This window comes from Streptomyces sp. NPDC059003 (assembly GCF_042740445.1).
Taxonomy (GTDB): domain Bacteria; phylum Actinomycetota; class Actinomycetes; order Streptomycetales; family Streptomycetaceae; genus Streptomyces.
This window is the reverse complement of record NZ_JBHYJH010000124.1, coordinates 1-19,669: the sequence shown is the minus strand read 5'-3', so window position 1 is coordinate 19,669 and position 19,669 is coordinate 1. Positions and strand designations below refer to the sequence as shown.

The 19,669-nt window shown below is 73.3% G+C and carries 18 protein-coding genes; 11 read left to right on the top strand and 7 right to left on the bottom strand.

Annotated features, from left to right (window positions below; translation table 11 throughout):
- Positions 1–28: 28 nt before the first annotated feature.
- From ACFWZ5_RS32720 to ACFWZ5_RS32690, 7 genes are all read left to right on the top strand, one after another.
- Positions 29–1,351, top strand: coding sequence for an amidohydrolase (locus ACFWZ5_RS32720; protein ID WP_384891638.1), 1,323 nt, complete (start codon positions 29–31; stop codon positions 1,349–1,351).
- A 32-nt stretch (positions 1,352–1,383) separates the two neighbouring features.
- Positions 1,384–2,016, top strand: a complete 633-nt coding sequence (locus tag ACFWZ5_RS32715; protein WP_384799706.1) for a sulfite oxidase-like oxidoreductase — start codon at positions 1,384–1,386, stop codon at positions 2,014–2,016.
- Positions 2,009–2,770, top strand: a complete 762-nt coding sequence (locus tag ACFWZ5_RS32710) for a ferredoxin reductase (RefSeq protein ID WP_384799708.1) — start codon at positions 2,009–2,011, stop codon at positions 2,768–2,770. The genes ACFWZ5_RS32715 and ACFWZ5_RS32710 overlap by 8 nt, the downstream gene beginning before the upstream one ends.
- Before the next feature lie 85 nt (positions 2,771–2,855).
- Positions 2,856–3,527, top strand: a complete 672-nt coding sequence (locus ACFWZ5_RS32705; protein ID WP_384799711.1) for a FadR/GntR family transcriptional regulator — start codon at positions 2,856–2,858, stop codon at positions 3,525–3,527.
- Positions 3,528–3,656: 129 nt separating this feature from the next.
- Entirely contained in the window at positions 3,657–4,736 is a 1,080-nt protein-coding gene (locus tag ACFWZ5_RS32700) for a PAC2 family protein (protein ID WP_384799714.1), read from the top strand.
- A 355-nt stretch (positions 4,737–5,091) separates the two neighbouring features.
- Complete coding sequence (locus tag ACFWZ5_RS32695) at positions 5,092–6,840, top strand: S8 family peptidase (protein ID WP_384799717.1); 1,749 nt, start codon at positions 5,092–5,094, stop codon at positions 6,838–6,840.
- Between the two features lie 109 nt (positions 6,841–6,949).
- Positions 6,950–7,567, top strand: a complete 618-nt coding sequence (locus ACFWZ5_RS32690; RefSeq protein WP_384799720.1) for a hypothetical protein — start codon at positions 6,950–6,952, stop codon at positions 7,565–7,567.
- Between the two features lie 101 nt (positions 7,568–7,668).
- Here the strand turns inward: ACFWZ5_RS32690 and mshC are convergent, their stop codons facing one another.
- From mshC to ACFWZ5_RS32670, 4 genes are all read right to left on the bottom strand, one after another.
- Entirely contained in the window at positions 7,669–8,898 is a 1,230-nt protein-coding gene (mshC, locus tag ACFWZ5_RS32685; protein ID WP_384799723.1) for a cysteine--1-D-myo-inosityl 2-amino-2-deoxy-alpha-D-glucopyranoside ligase, read from the bottom strand.
- 122 nt (positions 8,899–9,020) lie between these two features.
- Positions 9,021–9,872, bottom strand: coding sequence for an SCO1664 family protein (locus ACFWZ5_RS32680; RefSeq protein ID WP_384799726.1), 852 nt, complete (start codon positions 9,870–9,872; stop codon positions 9,021–9,023).
- Positions 9,836–10,426 (bottom strand): DUF3090 domain-containing protein, encoded by a 591-nt coding sequence (locus ACFWZ5_RS32675; RefSeq protein ID WP_384799729.1) that lies wholly within the window; start codon positions 10,424–10,426, stop codon positions 9,836–9,838. Before ACFWZ5_RS32675 ends, ACFWZ5_RS32680 begins: the two co-directional genes overlap by 37 nt.
- Before the next feature lie 155 nt (positions 10,427–10,581).
- Complete coding sequence (locus tag ACFWZ5_RS32670) at positions 10,582–11,268, bottom strand: histidine phosphatase family protein (RefSeq protein WP_384799732.1); 687 nt, start codon at positions 11,266–11,268, stop codon at positions 10,582–10,584.
- Between the two features lie 62 nt (positions 11,269–11,330).
- On the opposite strand from ACFWZ5_RS32670, the gene corA reads away from it, so the two are divergent.
- The gene (gene corA / locus ACFWZ5_RS32665) at positions 11,331–12,326 is read left to right on the top strand and encodes a magnesium/cobalt transporter CorA (RefSeq protein WP_384799735.1); all 996 of its coding nucleotides are present in this window, start codon (positions 11,331–11,333) and stop codon (positions 12,324–12,326) included.
- Positions 12,327–12,375: 49 nt separating this feature from the next.
- Here corA and ACFWZ5_RS32660 read toward each other — a convergent pair whose 3' ends face one another.
- Positions 12,376–13,164 (bottom strand): ferritin-like domain-containing protein, encoded by a 789-nt coding sequence (locus ACFWZ5_RS32660; protein WP_384799738.1) that lies wholly within the window; start codon positions 13,162–13,164, stop codon positions 12,376–12,378.
- 344 nt (positions 13,165–13,508) lie between these two features.
- Positions 13,509–14,564, bottom strand: a complete 1,056-nt coding sequence (locus tag ACFWZ5_RS32655) for an LLM class F420-dependent oxidoreductase (protein ID WP_384799740.1) — start codon at positions 14,562–14,564, stop codon at positions 13,509–13,511.
- 168 nt (positions 14,565–14,732) lie between these two features.
- On the opposite strand from ACFWZ5_RS32655, the gene ACFWZ5_RS32650 reads away from it, so the two are divergent.
- Together ACFWZ5_RS32650 and ACFWZ5_RS32645 are read left to right on the top strand one after the other, a co-directional pair.
- Positions 14,733–15,722 carry an aldo/keto reductase gene (locus ACFWZ5_RS32650; RefSeq protein WP_384799743.1) on the top strand — a complete coding sequence of 330 codons (990 nt, stop codon included), beginning with the start codon at positions 14,733–14,735 and terminating at the stop codon, positions 15,720–15,722.
- Positions 15,719–18,220, top strand: coding sequence for a helix-hairpin-helix domain-containing protein (locus ACFWZ5_RS32645; RefSeq protein WP_384799746.1), 2,502 nt, complete (start codon positions 15,719–15,721; stop codon positions 18,218–18,220). The genes ACFWZ5_RS32650 and ACFWZ5_RS32645 overlap by 4 nt, the downstream gene beginning before the upstream one ends.
- Positions 18,221–18,453: 233 nt before the next feature.
- On the opposite strand, the gene ACFWZ5_RS32640 is transcribed toward ACFWZ5_RS32645, so the two are convergent.
- Positions 18,454–19,302, bottom strand: a complete 849-nt coding sequence (locus ACFWZ5_RS32640) for a hypothetical protein (protein ID WP_384799749.1) — start codon at positions 19,300–19,302, stop codon at positions 18,454–18,456.
- 47 nt (positions 19,303–19,349) lie between these two features.
- Between ACFWZ5_RS32640 and ACFWZ5_RS32635 the strand changes: the two genes are divergently transcribed.
- On the top strand, positions 19,350–19,538 hold the full coding sequence (locus ACFWZ5_RS32635) for a DUF5703 family protein (RefSeq protein WP_016641768.1): 189 nt from the start codon (positions 19,350–19,352) through the stop codon (positions 19,536–19,538).
- The last annotated feature ends 131 nt before the right edge of the window (positions 19,539–19,669 follow it).

Below are 19,669 nucleotides of genomic sequence, written 5' to 3'. Positions count from 1 at the left end.
CTCGTACCCGCTTGGAGTCCCCCACCCCATGCAGTCGCTCGACCTCCTCGTCCACAGCGGTGACGTCCTGACCGTCGACGCGTCCGGCACCGTCGTCAGCGACGGCGCCGTCGCCGTGCGCGCGGGCGAGATCGTCGAGGTCGGCCCGGCCGCGCGGCTCCGCGCCGCGTACCGGGCGGCGGAGGAGATCGACGCGAGCGGCTGCCTCGTCCTTCCGGGGCTCATCAACACGCATACGCATCTGGCGATGACCCTGCTGCGCGGCGCCGCCGACGACCTGACCCTCCAGGGCTTCCTGGAGCGCGTCATTCCGCGCGAGGCGGCGCTGCTCTCGCCGGAGACGGTCGCGGCGGGCCTGGGGGCCGCGATCGCCGAGTCGGTGCGGGGCGGGGTCACGGCCGCGCTCGACATGTACTGGTTCCACGAGGCCGCCGAAGCCGTGGCCCGCGAGGCCGGGTGGCGGCTGCTCACGGGGCCGACGTTCATGGACGTGCCGGGTCCGCCGGACGGCCGCCCGTACGCCGAGCGGATGCGCTGGGCGGGCGCCGACCTGGCCGCCCGGACGCCGTCGCCGGGCACCCGGCCCGTCCTGTTCGCGCACTCCGCGTACACGCTGGCCCCGGATCAGCTCGCCGCGATCACCGCGCTCGCCCGCGCGCACGACGCGCTGCTGCACCTGCACGCCGCGGAGAACGCCGCCGAGGTCGCCCTGGTCGAGGAGCGCTACGGCATGCGGCCCGTGGAGCTGCTCGACTCGCTCGGCGTGCTCGGCCCGGACACGCTCCTCGCGCACGCCGTCGACCTGACCGACGCGGAGATCGCGGCGCTCGCCCGCACCGGCACGTCCGTCGCGCACTGCCCGGCGTCGAACCTGAAGCTGGGCTGCGGCACGGCGCGCGTGCCCGAGCTGCTCGCCGCGGGCGTCACCGTGGGCCTCGGCACGGACGGCGCCGTGAGCTCCAACACGCTGGACGTGCTCGGCGCGGTCCGGCTCGCGGCGCTCGTGCACAAGGCGGGCGGCGACCCGACGGCGGTCCGCGCCGAGCAGGCCGTGCGGATGGCGACGATCGAGTCCGCGCGGGCCCTCGGCCTCGACGGCGAGCTCGGCTCCCTGGAGGCGGGCAAGCGCGCCGACCTGATCGTGCTCGACCTCGCCCGGCCGCACCTGGCCCCGCGCCACGACCCGTACGCGACCCTCGCGTACGCCGCGTCGGCCGCCGACGTCCGCGACACCGTCGTCGACGGCCGCGTCCTGATGCGCGACCGCGCCCTGCTCACCCTCGACGAACCGCAGGCCCTGCGCGCCCTCGAAGCCGCCGCGGCCCTGCCCGAACCCGCCCTGCGCCCATGACCACCGAAGCGCCCCGCGCCAGGGAAGAAGCCATGGAAGAAACCGCCGCCGTCGAGCCGACCCGCGGCTTCACCGGGCGTGCCCGCGCCGCCGACCGCGACCCGCGCCTGCCGCCGGGCCAGTACGACGCCCGCGACGGCTGGCCCGTCCTGTCCGCCGAGGTGACGCCCCAGCTGGCCGCCGCCGACTGGACGTTCCGCGTCGCCGGGCTCGTGGCGACCCCGCGCACCTGGACGTGGGACGAGGCACACGCGCTGCCCGCGTCCGAGTACCGGGGCGACATCCACTGCGTGACGAGCTGGTCCAAGTTCGGGGTGCGCTTCGGCGGCGTGGGCCTGGACGCGTTCCTCGCCGGGGCGGGCGGCCCGCTGCCCGGCGCCACGCACGTCGTCGCGTACTCCCACACCGGCTACACCGCCAACCTGCCGCTCGCCGACGTCACCGGGGGCCGGGCGTGGATCGCCTGGGAGTACGACGGCGCGCCGCTGCCCCCGGAGCACGGCGGCCCGGCCCGCCTGATCGTGCCGCACCTGTACTTCTGGAAGAGCGCCAAATGGATCGCGGGCCTGGAGGTCCTCGACCACGACCAGCCCGGCTTCTGGGAGAAGAACGGCTACCACCACCGCGGCGACCCGTGGCGTGAGGAGCGGTACGCCGGTGACTGAGCAGCCCGAGACCCCGCACGCTCCCTTCGTGCCGCCGACGGCCTTCGCCGTGCCCGGCCGCATCGCCGTCAGCGAGCAGGCCGCGTCCCACTGGCAGCGCGCGCTGATCACGGAGATCCGCCAGGAGACGCACGCCGCCGCGACGTTCCGGCTCAAGGTGCCCGAGTGGCAGGGCCAGCTGCCCGGCCAGCACTTGATGCTGCGCCTGACCGCACCGGACGGCTATGTCGCCCAGCGCCACTACTCGCTGGCGTCCGCGCCCGACGACAGCGGCGAGATCGAGCTGACCCTGGACCACGTGCCGGGCGGTGAGGTGTCCGGGCATCTGCACACCGTCGCCCGCGTGGGCGACACCGTGGAGGTGCGCGGCCCGCTGTCCGGCTTCTTCGCCTGGCCCGGCGACCGGCCCGCGCTGCTGCTCGGCGCGGGCTCGGGCGTGGTCCCGCTGATGTCGATGCTCCGCCACCACCGGCGCGCGGGCCTGACGGTGCCGCTCCGCCTGATCGTGTCGGCCCGCACGCGCGCGGACCTGATCTACGCCGAGGAGTACGGCGACGAGACCGATGTGGTCCTCACCCGTACCGAAGGCCGCCTGAACGCCGGGCACCTGGCGCCCTATCTGGGCGACGGGCAGCCCGAAGGCGGCTGGGAGGCGTACATCTGCGGCTCGAACGGATTCGCCGAGCACGCCTCGCGGCTCCTGGTGGACGGCGGCCAGCCGGTGGACCGGATCAGGATCGAACGCTTCGGCTGACCAACACCCCCGACAAGGGCCATAATCGACCGATACATCGGACGTCTGATGTGGGTCCACCCAGTTCTTCCTGAGGCGAGGTGCCATGGCTGTCACGGACGAGGCCATCGAAAAGATCAAGGGCATGATCGTCTCCGGCGCGCTGCGCCCAGGCGACCGGCTGCCCAAGGAGAGCGAGCTGGCCGCGGAGCTCGGCCTCTCCCGCAACTCGCTGCGCGAGGCCGTCCGGGCGCTCTCCCTGATCCGCATCCTGGACGTGCGGCAGGGCGACGGCACGTACGTGACGAGCCTGGACCCCCAACTGCTCCTCGAAGCGCTGAGCTTCGTCGTCGACTTCCACCGCGACGACACCGTCCTGGAGTTCCTCGCGGTGCGCCGCATCCTGGAGCCGGCCGCGACGGCCATGGCGGCGGCGCGCATCACCGAGGCCGAACTGGACGCGCTGGCCGCCCAGTTGGACGCTCTCGGCGCCGCGCCTTCGGTGGAGGAGCTGGTCGCCTGCGACCTGGAGTTCCACCGCGGCATCGTGCAGTGGTCCGGGAACTCGGTGCTCTGCTCGCTGCTCGACGGCCTGTCCGGGCCGACGACGCGGGCCCGCGTCTGGCGGGGCCTCACCCAGGAGGACGCGGTCAGCCGCACCCTGCACGAGCACCGGGCGATCCTGGCGGCGCTGCGCGACCGGGACGCGGAGGCGGCGCGGTCCTGGGCGACGGTGCACATCGCGAGCGTGGAGCAGTGGCTGCGTTCCACTTTGTGAGGCATGCGTGACGAGCAGTTGACCTGGGCAGTGATCCGGCACCCGGCGCCGCCGGGGGGCTGCGGAGGGCCCCGTGGGACGCCGTAAGGTTGGGGCGTACTTAGAGGAGAACGTCGGAAGGAGGCCTGGGTGATCGAGCTCGAGGGGGTACCCGAGCTGATCGACCCGGTCATGGTGGCCGCGTTCGAGGGCTGGAACGACGCCGGCGACGCCGCCTCCACCGCGGTCGCGCATCTCGACAAGGAGTGGAAGGGCGAGGTGTTCGCGGCGCTGGACGCCGAGGACTACTACGACTTCCAGGTCAACCGCCCCACGGTCTGGCTGGACGGCGGCGTGCGCAAGATCACGTGGCCCACGACCCGGCTCTCGGTGGTCCGCGTCGGCGGCGAGAAGCCGCGTGACCTCGTGCTCGTGCGGGGCATCGAGCCGTCCATGCGCTGGCGCTCGTTCTGCAACGAGCTGCTGGGCTTCGCCCATGAGCTGGGCGTCGAACTCGTGGTGATCATGGGGGCGCTGCTCGGCGACACCCCGCACACCCGCCCGGTCCCGGTCAGCGGCGTCACCTCCGACCCGGACCTGGCCCGCACCATGGACCTGGAGGAGACCAAGTACGAGGGCCCGACGGGCATCGTCGGCATCCTCCAGGAGGCGTGCACGCACGCGGGCGTCCCGGCGGTGAGCCTGTGGGCCGCGGTGCCGCACTACGTGTCGCAGCCGCCGAACCCGAAGGCAACGCTGGCGCTGCTCAACCGCCTGGAGGACCTGATCGACCTCAGGATCCCGCTGGGCGAGCTGACGGAGGACGCGCGCGCCTGGCAGCTGGGCGTGGACCAGCTGGCGGCCGAGGACAGCGAGGTCGCCGAGTACGTCCAGTCCCTGGAGGAGGCGCGGGACACCGCGGAGCTCCCGGAGGCGTCCGGCGAGGCCATCGCCCGCGAGTTCGAGCGCTATCTGCGGCGGCGCGACGGCAGCGGCGGTCCTGTCGCCGGTACGGGGCAGGTCGGGGGCCATGCCACGGAGGGCGGTGACGGGGCGGCGTATCTGCGGGACACCCCGAGCGAGCGCACGCGCCCGCCGAAGCCGAAGCCCCGCCCGGAGGCGAGCACCGGCGACGGCGACTCCGGGGACACCGGCGACAGCGACTCCGGAAGCACCGGCGACAGCGAGCAGGGCGGCGATTCCGCGTCCGGAGATTCCTCCGAGGACTGAGCGAGGACCGAGTGGCCGGCGTCGGCGGACGCCCGGCCCTCTGGGGGCGGCACCCGAAACGGGTGCCGCCCCTTTCGCCGCGTACGCCCCACCACGTCCCACTACTCCCCACCACTCCCCACCACTCCCCAGGCACCTCATGCGCCTTTGGCCGGTATGGGGCGTGACAAGGGTTTGTTGATGAATTGCACACGGTTCCCAAGTCAACTTCTTTTCAAACGCAGTTGGGCGAAAGACCCCTGGACGTCCTGGCCCGGCAGTAGCAGGGTGTGCAGCGACCAGAGGTAACGAGAACGCAACGAGCAGGCGCTGACGAAGCCGGACGGACGCGGGAACCGAAGGGAGCGGTGAAGCGATGACCGACCAGGTGCAGCAGGGCAGCGATCCGGGAGGCAGTGGCCCTGGACCCGATGGCATGGGGTTCACCTATCGGCCCGCGGAGCAGGAGCTGATCGTCGTCGCACGGCCCGAGGCCAGGCTGCGCGCCCAGGAGCGCGGCGTCCGCTCGGCCACGGGCGCCGACGTATCGGCCCTGAACATGTTCCTCAGCGATGAACAGCTCGTCCTCGAGCCGTTGTTCGGCAGCGAGGACCGGCTCCAGGCGGCGCCGGGCGACGCCGGCGACGTACCCGATCTGACGCTCTTCTACCGGGTGCGCGGCAGCGAGGAGCGCGCCCAGGAGCTGCGGGCGCGGATCGCGGCGCTGCCGGGCATCGACACGGCGTACGTGAAGCCCGGCGCCGTGCCGGCCACGCTCGGCGCGATCGGGCGTCAGGGCGGCAGCGAGCCCGACGAGACCCGGCGCCGCAAGGAGGGCATGCCCGTCACCCCGGACTTCACCGGCCGCCAGGGCTATCTGGGCGCGGCGCCCGAGGGCGTGGACGCGTACTGGGCCTGGCAGCGGCTCGGTGGCGGCGGCGACGGCGTGACCGTCATCGACATCGAGGGTGCCTGGCAGCTGAGCCACGAGGACCTGTCGGCGAAGCTCGCGGGCGTCGTGATCGGCACCCCGATCCAGGACATCGCGTGGCGCAACCACGGCACGGCGGTGATCGGCGTGATGGGCGGCGACCGCAACACGTTCGGCGTGACGGGCATCGTGCCGGACGCCGTGACGGCGGCGGCGTCGTTCATGCCGAGCGGCACGGCGGCGACCATCCACGCGGCGGCGGACCGGCTCGCCCCCGGCGACATCATCCTCCTCGAACTGCACCGGCCCGGCCCGAGGTTCGACTTCGAGGACCGCGACGACCAGCGCGGCTACATCGCCCTGGAGTGGTGGCCCGACGACTACGCGGCGGTCCGCTACGCCGCGGCCAAGGGCGTCATCGTGGTCGGCGCGGCGGGCAACGGCGCGGAGTCCCTCGACGACGCGGTGTACGAGCGGCGTCCGGACGAGTTCCCGTCCTGGTGGCGCAACCCGTTCAACCCCTCCAACCCGTCGTCCGACGCCGTCCTGGTCGGTGCGGGCGCCCCGCCGCCCGGCACGCACGGCCGCGACCACGGTCCGGACCGCTCGCGCCTTGCGTTCTCCAACTACGGCGCGCGCGTGGACGCCCAGGGCTGGGGCCGCGAGACCACGACGACCGGCGGGTTCTGGAACCAGCCGGGCGATCTGCAGGGCGGTGTCGACGAGATCGCCTGGTACACGGACACGTTCTCCGGCACCTCGTCCGCGTCGCCGATCGTGGTCGGCGCCCTCGCCTCGCTGCAGGGCATGCTCAAGGCCGCGAACCAGCAGCCGATGACGTCGTCCCGCGCGCGGGCCGTGCTGCGGTCCACGGGGTCGCCGCAGCAGGACGCGCCGGGCCGTCCGGCGTCGCAGCGGATCGGCAGCCGCCCCGACATCAAGGCGGCGGTCACCAAGCTGCTGCCGTCGGCGGTGGGCTCGGGCCGCGCCGAGCGCTACTGGGACGAGCTGATTCCGTATCCGCCGGAACTCCCGCCGCGCCTGCGGCTGTTCGTGGCCGGGGAGTGGCGCAACCTGAACCATCCGACCCCCGAGATCCGCCAGGCGGTGCACTCCGCCTTCGCGGGCGGCTCCCCCGACGTACGTGTCTGGTTCTCGGACGACGAGGTCGTGGGCCTGGTCGTCACGGGCTGAACCACCACGGCGGGCCGCACGGCCCGCACCGCAAGTGCAGAAAGGCAACAGCAGGCAACAGAAGCCGAGAACGACAACGGTCGGACCATTGACGGAAGGTGACACCCGCATGAGCACCACTCCGCAGATGAGTCAGCAAGGCCAGCAGTACGGCCAGCAGCAGCCGTTCGGGCCCCAGCAGCAGTACGGCCCGCAACAGCAGCAGTTCGGGCAGCAGCCGTTCGGCCAGCAGCAGTACGGCCAGCAGCCCTTCGGTCAGCAGCAGGGCCCGAGCACCGCGCCCCCGCAGTCCGGGCAGATCGGCCAGCAGCGGCAGTTCGGCCCGCAGGGCATGGGGCAACAGGGCATAGGGCAGCAGGGCATCGGCCAGCAGCAGATCCCGCCGCACCTGCGTCAGCAGATGCAGCAGCTCGGCCAGCAGCAGCCCTTCCAGCAGCTGCTCCAGCAGCTCGGCCAGCAGCAGGTCCCGCAGGCGCAGGCCCCCGCGATCTCCACGCAGGCCCTCGCCGGCGCCGTCTCCGAGGCGTTCTGGGACGTCGTCCAGCCGCTGCCCGGCCAGGCGTCGATCCTCTATCTGTACGTCGACGGCGACTGGCGCGTGTACATCAACCCCAGCGACCGCACGCGCGACGAGGTGCAGCACGCGTTCGCGTACGGGCAGCCGGTGATCGGGTACTACGACACCAACAACCCGGGGCTCCTGCTCGCGATCGTCGTCAGCAGGTGACGCCTTCGGCCGCGCGGGACTGCACCCCGTGAAACGGCGGCGCCGGGCGGAGTCCTTCCCGCCCGGCGCCGCTCACGTGCGTGCACATGCGCGGTGGACCGCTACAGCGCGACCCCGAGGAGCGCGTCGACGGCGCGCGAGACCACGCCGGGCGCCCCCTCGTCCGTGCCGCCCTCGGCGTCCTGGAGGGCGGCCCAGCGGTCGACGGCGGCGAGTGCGGCGGGCGCGTCCAGGTCGTTGGCGAGCGCCTCGCGCAGCTCCTCGACGAGCTGCTCGGCGGGCGGGCCGTCGGGCCGGGAGACGGCGGCGCGCCAGCGGCCGAGCCGGGCCACGGCGTCCTGGAGGACCTGGTCGGTCCACTCCCAGTCGGCGCGGTAGTGGTGCGCGAGGAGCGCGAGCCGGATCGCGGCCGGGTCGACCCCGTCGCGGCGCAGCGTGGAGACGAACACCAGATTGCCCTTGGACTTGGACATCTTGGCGCCGTCCAGGGCGACCATGCCGGCGTGGACGTAGGCCTTGGCGAACGGGTACTCGCCGGTGAGGGCCTGCGCGTGGGACGCGCCCATCTCGTGGTGCGGGAAGGCGAGGTCGGACCCGCCGCCCTGCACGTCGAAGCCCATGCCCAGGTGCTCAAGGGCGATGGCCACGCACTCGATGTGCCAGCCGGGGCGGCCCGCCCCGAGCGAGGCGCCGTCCCAGCTGGGCTCGCCCTCGCGGGCGGCCATCCACAGCATCGGGTCGAGCGGGTTCTTCTTGCCGGGCCGGTCCGGGTCGCCGCCGCGCTCGGCGGAGAGCAGCCGCATGGCGGCGGCGTCGAGCCCCGAGACCTCGCCGAAGTGGCTGTCCGACTCGACGGAGAAGTAGACGTCCCCGTCGAGCTCGTAGGCGGCGCCGCTGTCCCGCAGGCGCTCGACCAGCGGCACGATGCCGGGTATCGCCTCGACGGCGCCGATGTAGTGCTGCGGCGGAAGCAGCCGCAGCGCGGTCATGTCCTCGCGGAACAGCGCGGTCTCGCCCTCGGCGAGCGCCACCCAGTCCTTGCCGTCGCGCTTGGCCCGCTCCAGGAGCGGGTCGTCGACGTCGGTCACGTTCTGTACGTAGTGCACCTGCCGCTTGGTGTCGAGCCACACGCGCTGCACGAGGTCGAACGCGTTGTAGGTCGCCGCGTGACCCATGTGGGTCGCGTCGTACGGAGTGATGCCGCAGACGTAGAGACGGGCGACGGGACCGGGCTCGAGGGTGACGAGGCCACCGGTCGCGGTGTCGTGGATCCGGAGGTCGCGGCCCTTGCCGGGCAGGGCGGGAACCTCAGAAGCGGGCCAGGCATACATGTCTTGAGCCTAACCGGATGCACCGTCCACATACGACCCAGGGCGGCGGGTTTACCTGGCCACGCGCGCGGGAAGGGCCCAGCTCCGCCCTCACGGGACGCGGTCGGGCGCCGTCGGACCGATCAGACCGGTGGCCACGGAATGGCGGGCCAGTCCCCGGACGGCTCCGGGTGCCGCCCCGCGGCCAGGAGCGCCGCCACCCGCGCGCGGGTGCCCGCCACCTCCTCGGGGGTGAGCAGCTCCCCGAGGCGCACGGACAGGGGCTCCTCCTCCGCCAGGGCGTCCCGCAGGGCGGTCAGGGCCGCCACCGCCTCCTCGGTCAGCTTCTCGCCCGCCCAGCCCCACAGCAGCGTCCGCAGCTTCGGCTCGGTGTTGAAGGTGACGCCGTGGTCGATGCCGTAGAGGCGGCCGTCGGCGCCGGTCACCAGGTGGCCGCCCTTGCGGTCCGCGTTGTTGATCACCGCGTCCAGGACGGCGAGCCGCCGGAGCCGGTCGTCGTCCGCGTGCACGAGCAGGGCGGTCCGCCCCTCCCCCACGGCGGCGAAGCCGACGGCCTTCCAGCCGTCGCCGGGCTCGTCCCCGTCGACGAGCGCGAGCAGCTCACCGCCCGCACTGTCGTCGTCGCCGTCCTCGCCGTCCGCGCCGGGCCCGTCGATCCACAGCTGGACCATGCCCTCTCCGTAGGGCCCGTCCCGCAGCACGGTGGGCGGCACGAGCCCCCATCCCAGGGCCTCGGACACCTCGTACGCCGCGACCTCCCGCTGCGCGAGTGTCCCGTCGGGGAAGTCCCACAGGGGCCGCTCCCCGGCGACGGGCTTGTACACGCAGGTGGCCGAGCGGTCCTCCCGCGCGACCGTGCAGTACAGCACCGCGTTCGACGCCTCCCGGATCTGCCCGCGCACGGTCAGCTCGCCCCGGGTGAGCAGGTCCGTGGCGGTCACGCTCCTCGCCTGTATCCGTTCTGGCGCGGGCATACGTGTCCTTCCGGATCGAGGGGCAGGCTGCACAGGGGGCACGGCGGGCGGCCCGCGTTCACGACGTCCAGGGCGCGCTTGGCGAAGGCCCTCGCCTGTACGCCGGTGAGCCGCACGCGGAGCATCGGCGGGCCGTTCTCCTCGTCCTGCAGGAGCCTTTCCTCAGCTTCGGCGAGGTCTTCCTCGGAGTCCGCGTCCAGCTCGACGAGGGCCTGTGCCTCGACGATCATCCGCTGTTCGTCGCCGTCCCAGGCGAGGGCCATGGTGCCGACCCGGAACTCCTCCTCCACGGGCGAGTCGAGCGGCGCGCTGTCGGTGGCCTCGGCGGGCGCGACGGCGGGCACCGCCGCGCTGCCCCCGCTGCGGCGCACGACCTCGTCGAGGAGCTCTTCCATGCGCTCGGCGAGCGCGGCCACCTGGGTCTTCTCCAGGGCGACGCTGGTCACCCGCACTCCGGCGGACGCCTGGAGGAAGAAGGTGCGCCGCCCTGGGAGCCCGACGGTTCCGGCCACGAAGCGTTCCGGCGGGTCGTAGAGGAACACCTGACGGGGCACGTCCTGTCTCCATTGGATCGACTGCGTATGGGGATCGACTGCGTATACCTGCTGGTGCCTGCCGGCACCTGTCGGCTGCGTATACGGCTGCGGGTGGGTGAAGCGCCGACTGCACTGCACCCTACTGCGGGCGACGATCACGGTCCTCCCGCGCGTCACGGGGCTCCGGTGTCGCCCCCCACCTGAGCATCCTCGCTCGGGGGCTGCGCGCGCGGGGCGAGGGACGCGAAGTCACCGGTGTCCCCGAGGCGTACGAGGAAGGGGCGCAGGCGTGTGTAGCGGATCGCCGTGAGGGAACACGGTTCCACCGAGATGCGCTGAAAGAGGTCGAGATGCAGTCCGATGGCGTCCGCCACCAGGGACTTGATGATGTCGCCGTGGGAGCACATCAGATACACGGCGTCGGGGCCGTGATCGCGCTCCACGCGCGCGTTCCACTCCCGCACGGCCTCGGCGGCGCGCGTCTGCATGGCCCGCAGGGACTCGCCGCCGGGGAAGGCGGCGGCGGACGGGTGCTGCTGGACGACCTCCATCAGCGGCTCGTCGGCGAGCTCGGCGAGCTTGCGGCCCGACCAGTCGCCGTAGTGGCACTCACCGATGCGGTCGTCGGTGTGGGGCGTGAGCTCCGGGCGGGCGGCGAGCAGCGGCGCGAGCGTCTCCTGACAGCGCTGCAGCGGGCTCGTGACGACTTCGGCGAGCGGCAGGCCGGCCAGGCGGCCGGGCAGGGCCGCCGCCTGTCGCGCGCCGCGCTCGTCGAGGCTGACGCCGGGGGTCCACCCGGCGAGCAGACCGGCGGTGTTGGCGGTCGAACGTCCGTGCCTGACGAGGATCAGCGTGGGCATGCCGATCAGCCTAAGCCGCCGACCGGGTGCGGCAGCAGGCAGGCTTGGGAAGAATCCCCAGGGTGATCGTCGACTGCGCCATCTACCGGAGCGGGCGCCGGACCGAGGGCCCGGCGGACTTCTCCGACGCCCTGGACGAGGCGAGGGCGGCCGGGGACGCGTTCGTCTGGATCGGTGTGCACGAACCGACGGAGGACGAGTTCGACCTGGTCACGCAGGAATTCGGGCTGCATCCGCTGGCGGTCGAGGACGCCCTGAAGGCCCATCAGCGGCCGAAGCTCGAGGTGTTCGACGACTCGCTCTTCGTGGTCCTGAAGCCGGTGCTGTACGAGCCGGACAGCGACACGGTGTCGTCGGGCGAACTCATGCTCTTCATCGGCGACTCCTTCGTGGTGACGGTCCGCCACGGCGAGGGCGCGCCGCTGAGCAGCGTGCGGCACCGGCTCGAAGCGGAGCCGGAGGTTCTGAAGCATGGGCCGACGGCGGTGCTGTACGCCGTCGCGGACGCGGTCGTCGACCACTATCTGGAGGTGGCGGACGAGCTCCAGACGGACCTGGAGGTCCTGGAGGCGGAGGTGTTCTCGCCGGGTGGCGGCTCGCGGCACTCGGCGTCGCGGATCTACCGGTTCAAGCGCCAGATCCTGGAGTTCCGGCGGGCGTCGGGGCCGCTCGCGATGCCGATGGCGCGCCTCGCGGGCGTGGGCCCGGTGGTGCGCGCCGTGCCGTTCGTGGACGACGCGGCGCAGCCGTACCTGCGGGACGTCAGTGACCATCTGACGCGCGTGAACGAGTCCGTGGAGGGCCTGGACCGCCTGGTGACGGACATCCTGTCCGCGCATCTGGCGCAGATGAGCGTCCGGCAGAACGACGACATGCGGAAGATCTCCGCGTGGGCGGCCATGGCCGCGGTCCCCACCATGATCGCGGGCGTCTACGGCATGAACTTCGACCACATGCCCGAGCTGCACTGGTGGTGGGCGTACCCGGCGGTGATCCTCCTGATGGCCGTCCTTGAGGTCGTCCTGTTCCGGCTCTTCAAGCGCCGGGGCTGGATGTAGGGCGCGCCGGGGGCGTCAGGCGTACGCGAGTGCCAGGCGTACCTGGACGTCAGGCGTACTCGGGCGCGGAGGTGGCGGGTCCGCCGAGGGCGTCGCGCCGCTCGGGCATCGTCAGGGTCACCATCCGGCGCCAGCCGCCGAGGCGCTCGTACGCGTACATGGCGTGGATGCCCGCGACGAGGACCGCCGACTTGGCCCTGGGCCAGCCCAGGATGCGGCCCATGCGCTCCATGACGGCGAGGCTGACGTCGCGGTAGATGCCGATCTCGGCGAGCGCGCACTCGCGCAGGATCGCCTGGATGGTGCGGCCGTGCCCCGCGGCGGCGAAGCGGAGCAGTTCCTCGTGGGTGTACGCGAGGTGGTTGTCCTCGTCGTTCGAGATCATCTTGACGGCCTTGCCGACCACGGGGTGGTCGCCGAAGTACTTGCGGAGCATCACCATCTGGTCGGCGGCGCGCTGCTCGGTGACCCGGCTGTGCGACAGGTACGTGATGATGTCCAGCTCCGTCAGCGGCTCGGCGGCGCGCAGCTTCTCGTGCGCGAGGCCGATGCCGTGCCGCTCCAGGAGCATCGTGTAGTCGGTCTCGGGCGGGACGGGGCAGGGGTCGAGGCCGCGCTTCTTCAGGAGGGCGTTGAAGATCCGGCCGTGCTTGTCCTCGTCGGCGCCGTGCCGGGCGATCTTGGGTGCGAGCGCGCGCTGGCTCTCGGGGACGAGCGCGGCGATGCGGCCGTTCTCCCAGCCTCCCTGGGACTCCCCGCTGGCCGCGATGGAGCAGAACAGCCGGAACGCCTCGTCGTTGTCGACGATCTCCTGGAAGAGACTCTTGGCCGAAAGCATCGCAGGCACCTCCACGCCTTCACGGACCGCACGGACGTAGCGGGCTCCGCGCGGCCCGCCGGCGTGCGCGGGCTTGCGCGGACTTCCGCAAAGAACGAGTCAAATGCTGGGCGGCGCCCAAGGCAACAGGTGTATGGGACAGGTCAGCCGAACGAAGGATTTAAGCCACCCAAGGGGCCGTAACCGGAGGACTCGTCCCGGCGTTGTGCTCCGTGACGGCCGTGGCGGGGAAGACCCCCGAGCCCCCACCACGGCCGCAGAAATCCCCCTCGCGACGCTCCCGGCGCTCTGCCGTTGCTTCTGCTCTGCGGTTGCTTTCGCTCTGCCGTTCCTTTTGGCTCCCGTTACGCCAGTCCGGCGCGCTCCAGGGCCTGCGTACCCGCCCGCAGCGCGGTGAGGCGCTCCTCCAGGGTGAAGCCCGCGGGCGACACCGTGAGCGTGGTGACCCCGGCCTCCGCGTACGCCCGCATCCGGTCGGCGATCCGGTCGACGGAGCCGAGCAGGGTGGTGGAGTCGATCAGCGAGTGCGGCACGGCGGCGGCCGCGCCGTCCTTGTCGCCGGACAGGTACTTGTCCTGGATCTCGGCGGCCTCCTTCGCGTAGCCCATGCGCGCCGCCTGCTGGTTGTAGAAGTTCTGCTTGCGGCTGCCCATGCCGCCGACGTACAGCGCGGTGTAGGGCCGGAACATGTCCGCGAGCCCCGTCACGTCCTCGTCCTTGCCCACGGCCAGCGGGAGCGTCGGCACGACGTCGAAGCCGTCCATGGTCTTCCCCGCCTTCTCGCGCCCGGCGCGCAGGTGCCGCAGCGCCGTCTCCTCCAGGTGCTCGGCGGCGGGGAAGATCAGCAGGGCGCCGTCGGCGATCTCGCCGGTCTGCTCCAGGTTCTTCGGGCCGATCGCGGCGATGTACAGCGGGATGTGCTCGCGCTGCGGGTGCACGGTCAGCTTGATGGGCTTGCCGGGGCCGCCCGGCAGCGGCAGCGTCCAGTGCTCGCCCTCGTAGGCGAGCCGCTCCCTGCTCATGGCCTTGCGCACGATCTCGACGTACTCGCGGGTGCGCGCCAGCGGCTTGTCGAACTTGACGCCGTACCAGCCCTCCGAGACCTGCGGGCCCGAGACGCCGAGGCCGAGGCGGAAGCGGCCGCCGGAAAGCGAGTCCAGGGTCGCGGCCGTCATCGCCGTCATCGCGGGCTGCCGGCCGGGGATCTGGAAGATCGCCGAGCCGACGTCGATGCGCTCGGTCTGGGCCGCGACCCACGAAAGGACGGTCACCGCGTCCGAGCCGTAGGCCTCGGCCGCCCAACAGACCGCGTAGCCCAGCTTGTCGGCCTCCTTCGCGACGGCGAGGTTGTCCGCGTCCATCCCGGCGCCCCAGTAGCCGAGGTTGATCCCGAGCTGCATGGCCGAATCCCCTTACCCGTGAGTAACGTCTGTGTGCCGGGACTGTAGCGCGCGGGTGCGGGATCCGTCAGGCGTGGGAACGCGGGCTGCGGGTGACGGGGATGTCCACAGCCGCGCGTTTGTCCACAGGGACACCCGGTGTTGAGGCATGGCCAGTAATCTCGCGCCATGGAGCAGAGGCATCTCGGCCGTACAGGTCTGCGCGTGTCCCGGATCGGACTCGGCACCCTCACGTGGGGGCACGCCGACGAGATCGGGGAGAACGACGCCGCGGACCTGCTGAAGGCCTTCTGGGAGGCGGGCGGCACGCTCATCGACACGGCCGACGTGTACGGCGACGGGGAGGCCGAATATCTCCTCGGCCGGCTCGTGGAGCGGCTCGTGCCGCGCCGCGACCTCGTCATCGCGACGAAGGCGGGCAGCGTGCCCGACCCCGACCGGCGCTTCGACGGCTCGCGCGGCCATCTGCTCTCCGCCCTCGACGCCTCCCTCGCCCGCCTCGGCACGGACCATGTGGACCTGTGGCAGATCCACGCCTTCGACCCCGGGACCCCGCTGGAGGAGACGCTCCAGGCCCTGGACATCGCCGTCAGCAGCGGCCGCGCCCGCTATGCGGGCGTCTCCAACTTCAGCGGCTGGCAGCTCGCCAAGGCGGCGACGTGGCAGCTGGCCGCGCCCGGCACCCGCACCCGCATCGCCAGCACGCAGATGGAGTACTCCCTGCTGCAGCGCGGCGTCGAGCGGGAGGTGCTTCCCGCAGCCGTCGACCTGGGCGTGGGCCTGCTGCCGTCGTCACCGCTCGGCCGCGGCGTCCTGACCGGCAAGTACCGACACGCGACCCCGGCCGACTCGCGGGGCGCGTCCGAGCAGTTCGCGCCGTTCGTGGCGCCGTATCTGGACGACGCGGCGGGCCGGGTCGTCGACGCGGTCGCGATAGCGGCCGACGGGCTCGCCGTGACCCCGCTCCAGGTGGCCCTCGCCTGGGTGCGCGACCGCCCCGGGGTGGCCGCCCCGATCATCGGCGCGCGCAACGCGCAGCAGCTCACGGCGGCATTGTCAGTGGAGACCCTTAGTCTTCCTGACGAGATCTGCCAGGCGCTCGACGACGTGTCGGCGCCGGTGCACCGCTACCCAGACCAGGACTGGAGCACGCTGTGAGTACGGAGTCCGCCGCCGCGGAGGTTGCCGAGCCGAAGGCCGTCCCCGGGCCGGGGGCCGACGACGCCGTTCCCGGGCCGGGGGCCGACGACGCCATTCCTGGGCCGGGGACCGACGACGCGCTGGGGGCTGGGGGCGGGCCGGACGCCGGGGCCGCGTCTGGGCCTGGAGCCGGTCCGGCGTCGGGAGTCGACGAGGCGTCAGCGGCAGAGGGCGCCCCGGGCGACCGGGGGGCATCGGGTCCGGCTGCCGATGCGGCTACCGGCGCGAGCTCGGATGGCGAGGCCGCGTCGGACGCCACGGCCGGGGTCGCCCCGGACGGTGCGGAACCGGAAGATGCAGCTCCGGCAGACGTGGCCGACGGTGACGTGGAGGGCGCGACCGGAGGCGGGGCAGCCGAGGGTTCCGGGGACGGCGCCCTCTCCGAGGCCGAGGCCGAGCTTGCCGCGCAGCGGGAGCTGCGGGAGCGGATCGAGCAGCGCAAGGCCGCCAAGAAGGGACCGGTCGCGGCGGGCACGAAGCTCCAGGGGACGGCCGCCGACCTGCTGGCGGCAGTACGGGCCGTGGAGAGCGGCGAGAAGCCCGTCGCCTCCGCGTTCCGCGACCCGGAGCCGGTCGCGCCGCGCAGGCCCGCGCCCGAGCCGGTGCGCCGACCGGTGGCCGACGCGCCGTCGCGCCCGGCCGAGCCCGCGTCGGAGACGGTCGACGCGGTGACGGCCGTGCTCACCGACGGCGGTGCGCCCGCCGCGCTCGCGGCCCGGACGGCGGCCGCGCTCGGCGAGGGAGCGGACGAACAGCTGCGGGCCGACCCCTGGCAGTTGCTGCGCGTCGCCGGAGTGCGGCCCGAGCAGGCGGACGGGTTCGCGCGGGCGCTGCTCGGCCCGGAGTGCGGGCCCGGTGACGAGCGCAGGGGCCGCGCCCTCACCGTGTGGCTGCTCGAACAGGCCGCGGTCGCCGGGCACACGGCCCTGGACGCGGCCGCGCTCACCGCCGCGCTCGGGCAGCGCGGGGTGCCGGACCCGGACGAGGCGGTGCAGAGCGCCATCACCGAGGGCGACGTACTCGTGTTCCAGGACCCGCTGGACGACGCGTCGGGCGGCGCCCCGGCCGTGGAGAACACCCAGAACAGGGAGGACGGCGGAGACGGCGGAGATGGCGAGGACGGCGGAGAGGGCGAGCAGGCCCCGGCTCCGGTCCGCGTCCTGTTCGGCCTGGAGCGGTACGCCCTCGCGGAGGAGAGCCTCGCCGACGGGCTCGCCCGGGTGCTCAACTCGTCGGCGAAGGACGACGGTTCGGGCCCCGGAGCCGACGCGTGGGAGTCCGCCGCGGGCGAGGTGTCGGGCTCCGCGGCCGAGCTGATCCGGGCCGTCGCCGGGCACGGCCTGGTGCTGCACACCGGCGGCGAGGCGGCGCGGGCCGAGCCCGCCGCGCTCGTGGCCGCCGCCCGCACTCTCGGCCTCCGGGTGTGCGCGGTCACGCACAGCGCGGACGGGCAGCGACGGCTCGCCGAGCAGGCCGGTGCCCCGGACGACGCCGAGCGGAGCGTCGTGGTGACCGTGGCGGGGCTGCTGTCCGGGCACGAGGGCCCGGGGCGGGACGCGGAGGGCGCCCTCGCGGTCGACGTGCTCGTGGTCGTGGACGCGCCGCAGCTGGACGTGGAGTCGGCGGCGATGCTCGTCGAGTCGTTGCCGGACGGCGCCCGCCTCGTGCTCAGCGGCGACCCCGGCGCGCTGTGGTCCGCGGGCCCCGGCCGGGTGTTCGCGGACCTGCTCGCGGCGCGCTGCTGCCCCCAGATCGCCTCGCGCACGCCGGACCCGGGCCCCATCGGCGAGCTGGTCTCGGGCATCGGCATCGGCGAGCTCGGCGAAGTGGCCGCGCCGGACAAGGAGGTCGTGATCGTCCCGGTGCGGGACGCGGCCGACGCGATCCACCGCACGGTGCAGCTCGTCGCCGACTCGGTGCCGCGCGCGCTCGGCGTGCCGTCCGAGCACACGCAGGTCATCACGCCGGGCCACGGCGGCGCGGCGGGCACGCGCGCGCTGAACGCGGCGCTGAAGGAGCGGCTGAACCCGGGCCCGGGCCGGTTCGGCGGGTTCGACCCCGGCGACCGCGTCGCCCACGCTCCGGCGCCGGGCCGCACGGCGCTCGGCCGGGTCCTGCGGGCCGACGCCGACGGCCTGCACCTGGACTGCGAGGGCACGCCCGTCGTCGTACCGAAGGAGCGGGTGGAGCAGACCGTGCGCCACGCCTGGGCGCTCACCGCGCATCAGGCGGCGGGCCGCCGCTGGCCCGCGGCGGTGGTGGTGCTGCCCGGCGACGCCGCGGCGACCCTGACCAGGCCCTGGATCTACACGGCCTTCAGCCGCGCCGAGCGCCACCTGTCGGTGGTCCAGGGCGTCGGCCAGGCCCTGCCCCAGGCCGTGGCGGAGCGCCCGGCGAAGGCCCGCACGACCCGGCTTGGCACCCTGCTGCGTCCCCAGCTGCCCGCGGAGGGGTAGGCGCCACGACATCGGAGGCCCGGAGGCCCGGCGAGGCGGCGGGCGGCTGACGGAGCAGGGCGTACGGCCTGACAGGACACACCCGGCCCCGACGACGTGTGGTCGTACGGAACACGCACCTGGGCGAAGCCCGGCCGTACGGGTCGCCCTGCCGTCCCCCTCGGAGCCCGCGTCCGCCACCCCGCCGGACGCGGGCTCTGCGCCGCCATGGCGCTTACGCAGCCACGTCGGCCCTAGGCGGACGCGTCACGCTCGCGTCGCTCGACGACCTCCAGGTCGTCGACGTCGTCCGTGTCGTCAGCGTCATCGGCGTCGTCCGCAGCGTCGACATCGTCGATGTCATCGACCTCGTCATCGACCTCCTCATCGACCTCGTCGACGTCGTCCAGCGACACCGCCTCGTCCGGGTCGTAGTCGAGGCCCGCGTCCAGGTCGGGGTCGGCGGGGTCCGGGGTGTCGGGGTCGTCCTCCGCGTCGTCGTCGAAGACCGCGCTGACGTCGAAGCGGCACACCACTCGCTGAGGGTCCGCCTGTTCGAAGGGTGCCTCCAGCCACTCGCCGGGCTCCGCGGGCTCGTCGAGTGCGGTGACCCACAGCGTGGAGTCGCCCTCCTCCAGGCCGAACTCCTTGTGCCGGGAGGCGATCTCGTCCGGTTCGAACTCGCCGAAGAGCAGGCCGATGGCGCCCGGGAGCGTGCCCCCCTGGCGGTCGGCGTCCGCGTCGTCGTCCTCCTCCGCGGCCTCGACCCGCGCGGCCTGGGCGAGGAGTCGCTGCGGCTCCACGACCGCGTAGTCGCGTCGGATCAGCACGCTCAGCGCGGTCGGCTCCGCGGGTCCCTGGTACGGCGGCAGGCTGTCCTCCGCGCCGGGGATCTCGAAGGGAGTGACCTCGTCGTAGCTGTCGTAGAGCAGTTCGTCGTAGGCCTCGGCCGCAGCGGCCAGCTCGTTGAACGCTTCGTAGACGGCCGGATCGTCCTCGCCCGACCTGCGTTCGACCGCCGCAAGGTGGCGGTCGAGCGCGGTCTTGACCGCCTCGGCGGCGGCGCGTACCTCGGCAGCGGTGGGCTGCGCAGCATCAGACATAGTGCAGACGCTATCCGTACGGGGCCGGTGCCCGCACAATAGATGCGATGCCGGAATACGAATTTGTCGACGTGTACGTTCCGCGCGGGGTCTCCCGCAAGGAGGCCACGCGTCTGCTGACGGACCACGCAGAGTACGGACACTGGGAGTTGGACCGCCTCAGCCTGCATGCCGACGGCAGTCGGCGGGTGCGGTTGCGGCGGCGCATCATCCGCCAGGTACGGGCCACTTGGTGACTGGCGCATGATCAGGTGACAGGGAAACGGAGCGGGCCCCGCCATCGCGGGGGCCGCGCCGTTTTCAAATGAGCGGCCGGCCGCGCCCCTAACCGTCAGCAGCTGTGCAGGTGAGCGCCGGCACATGTGAT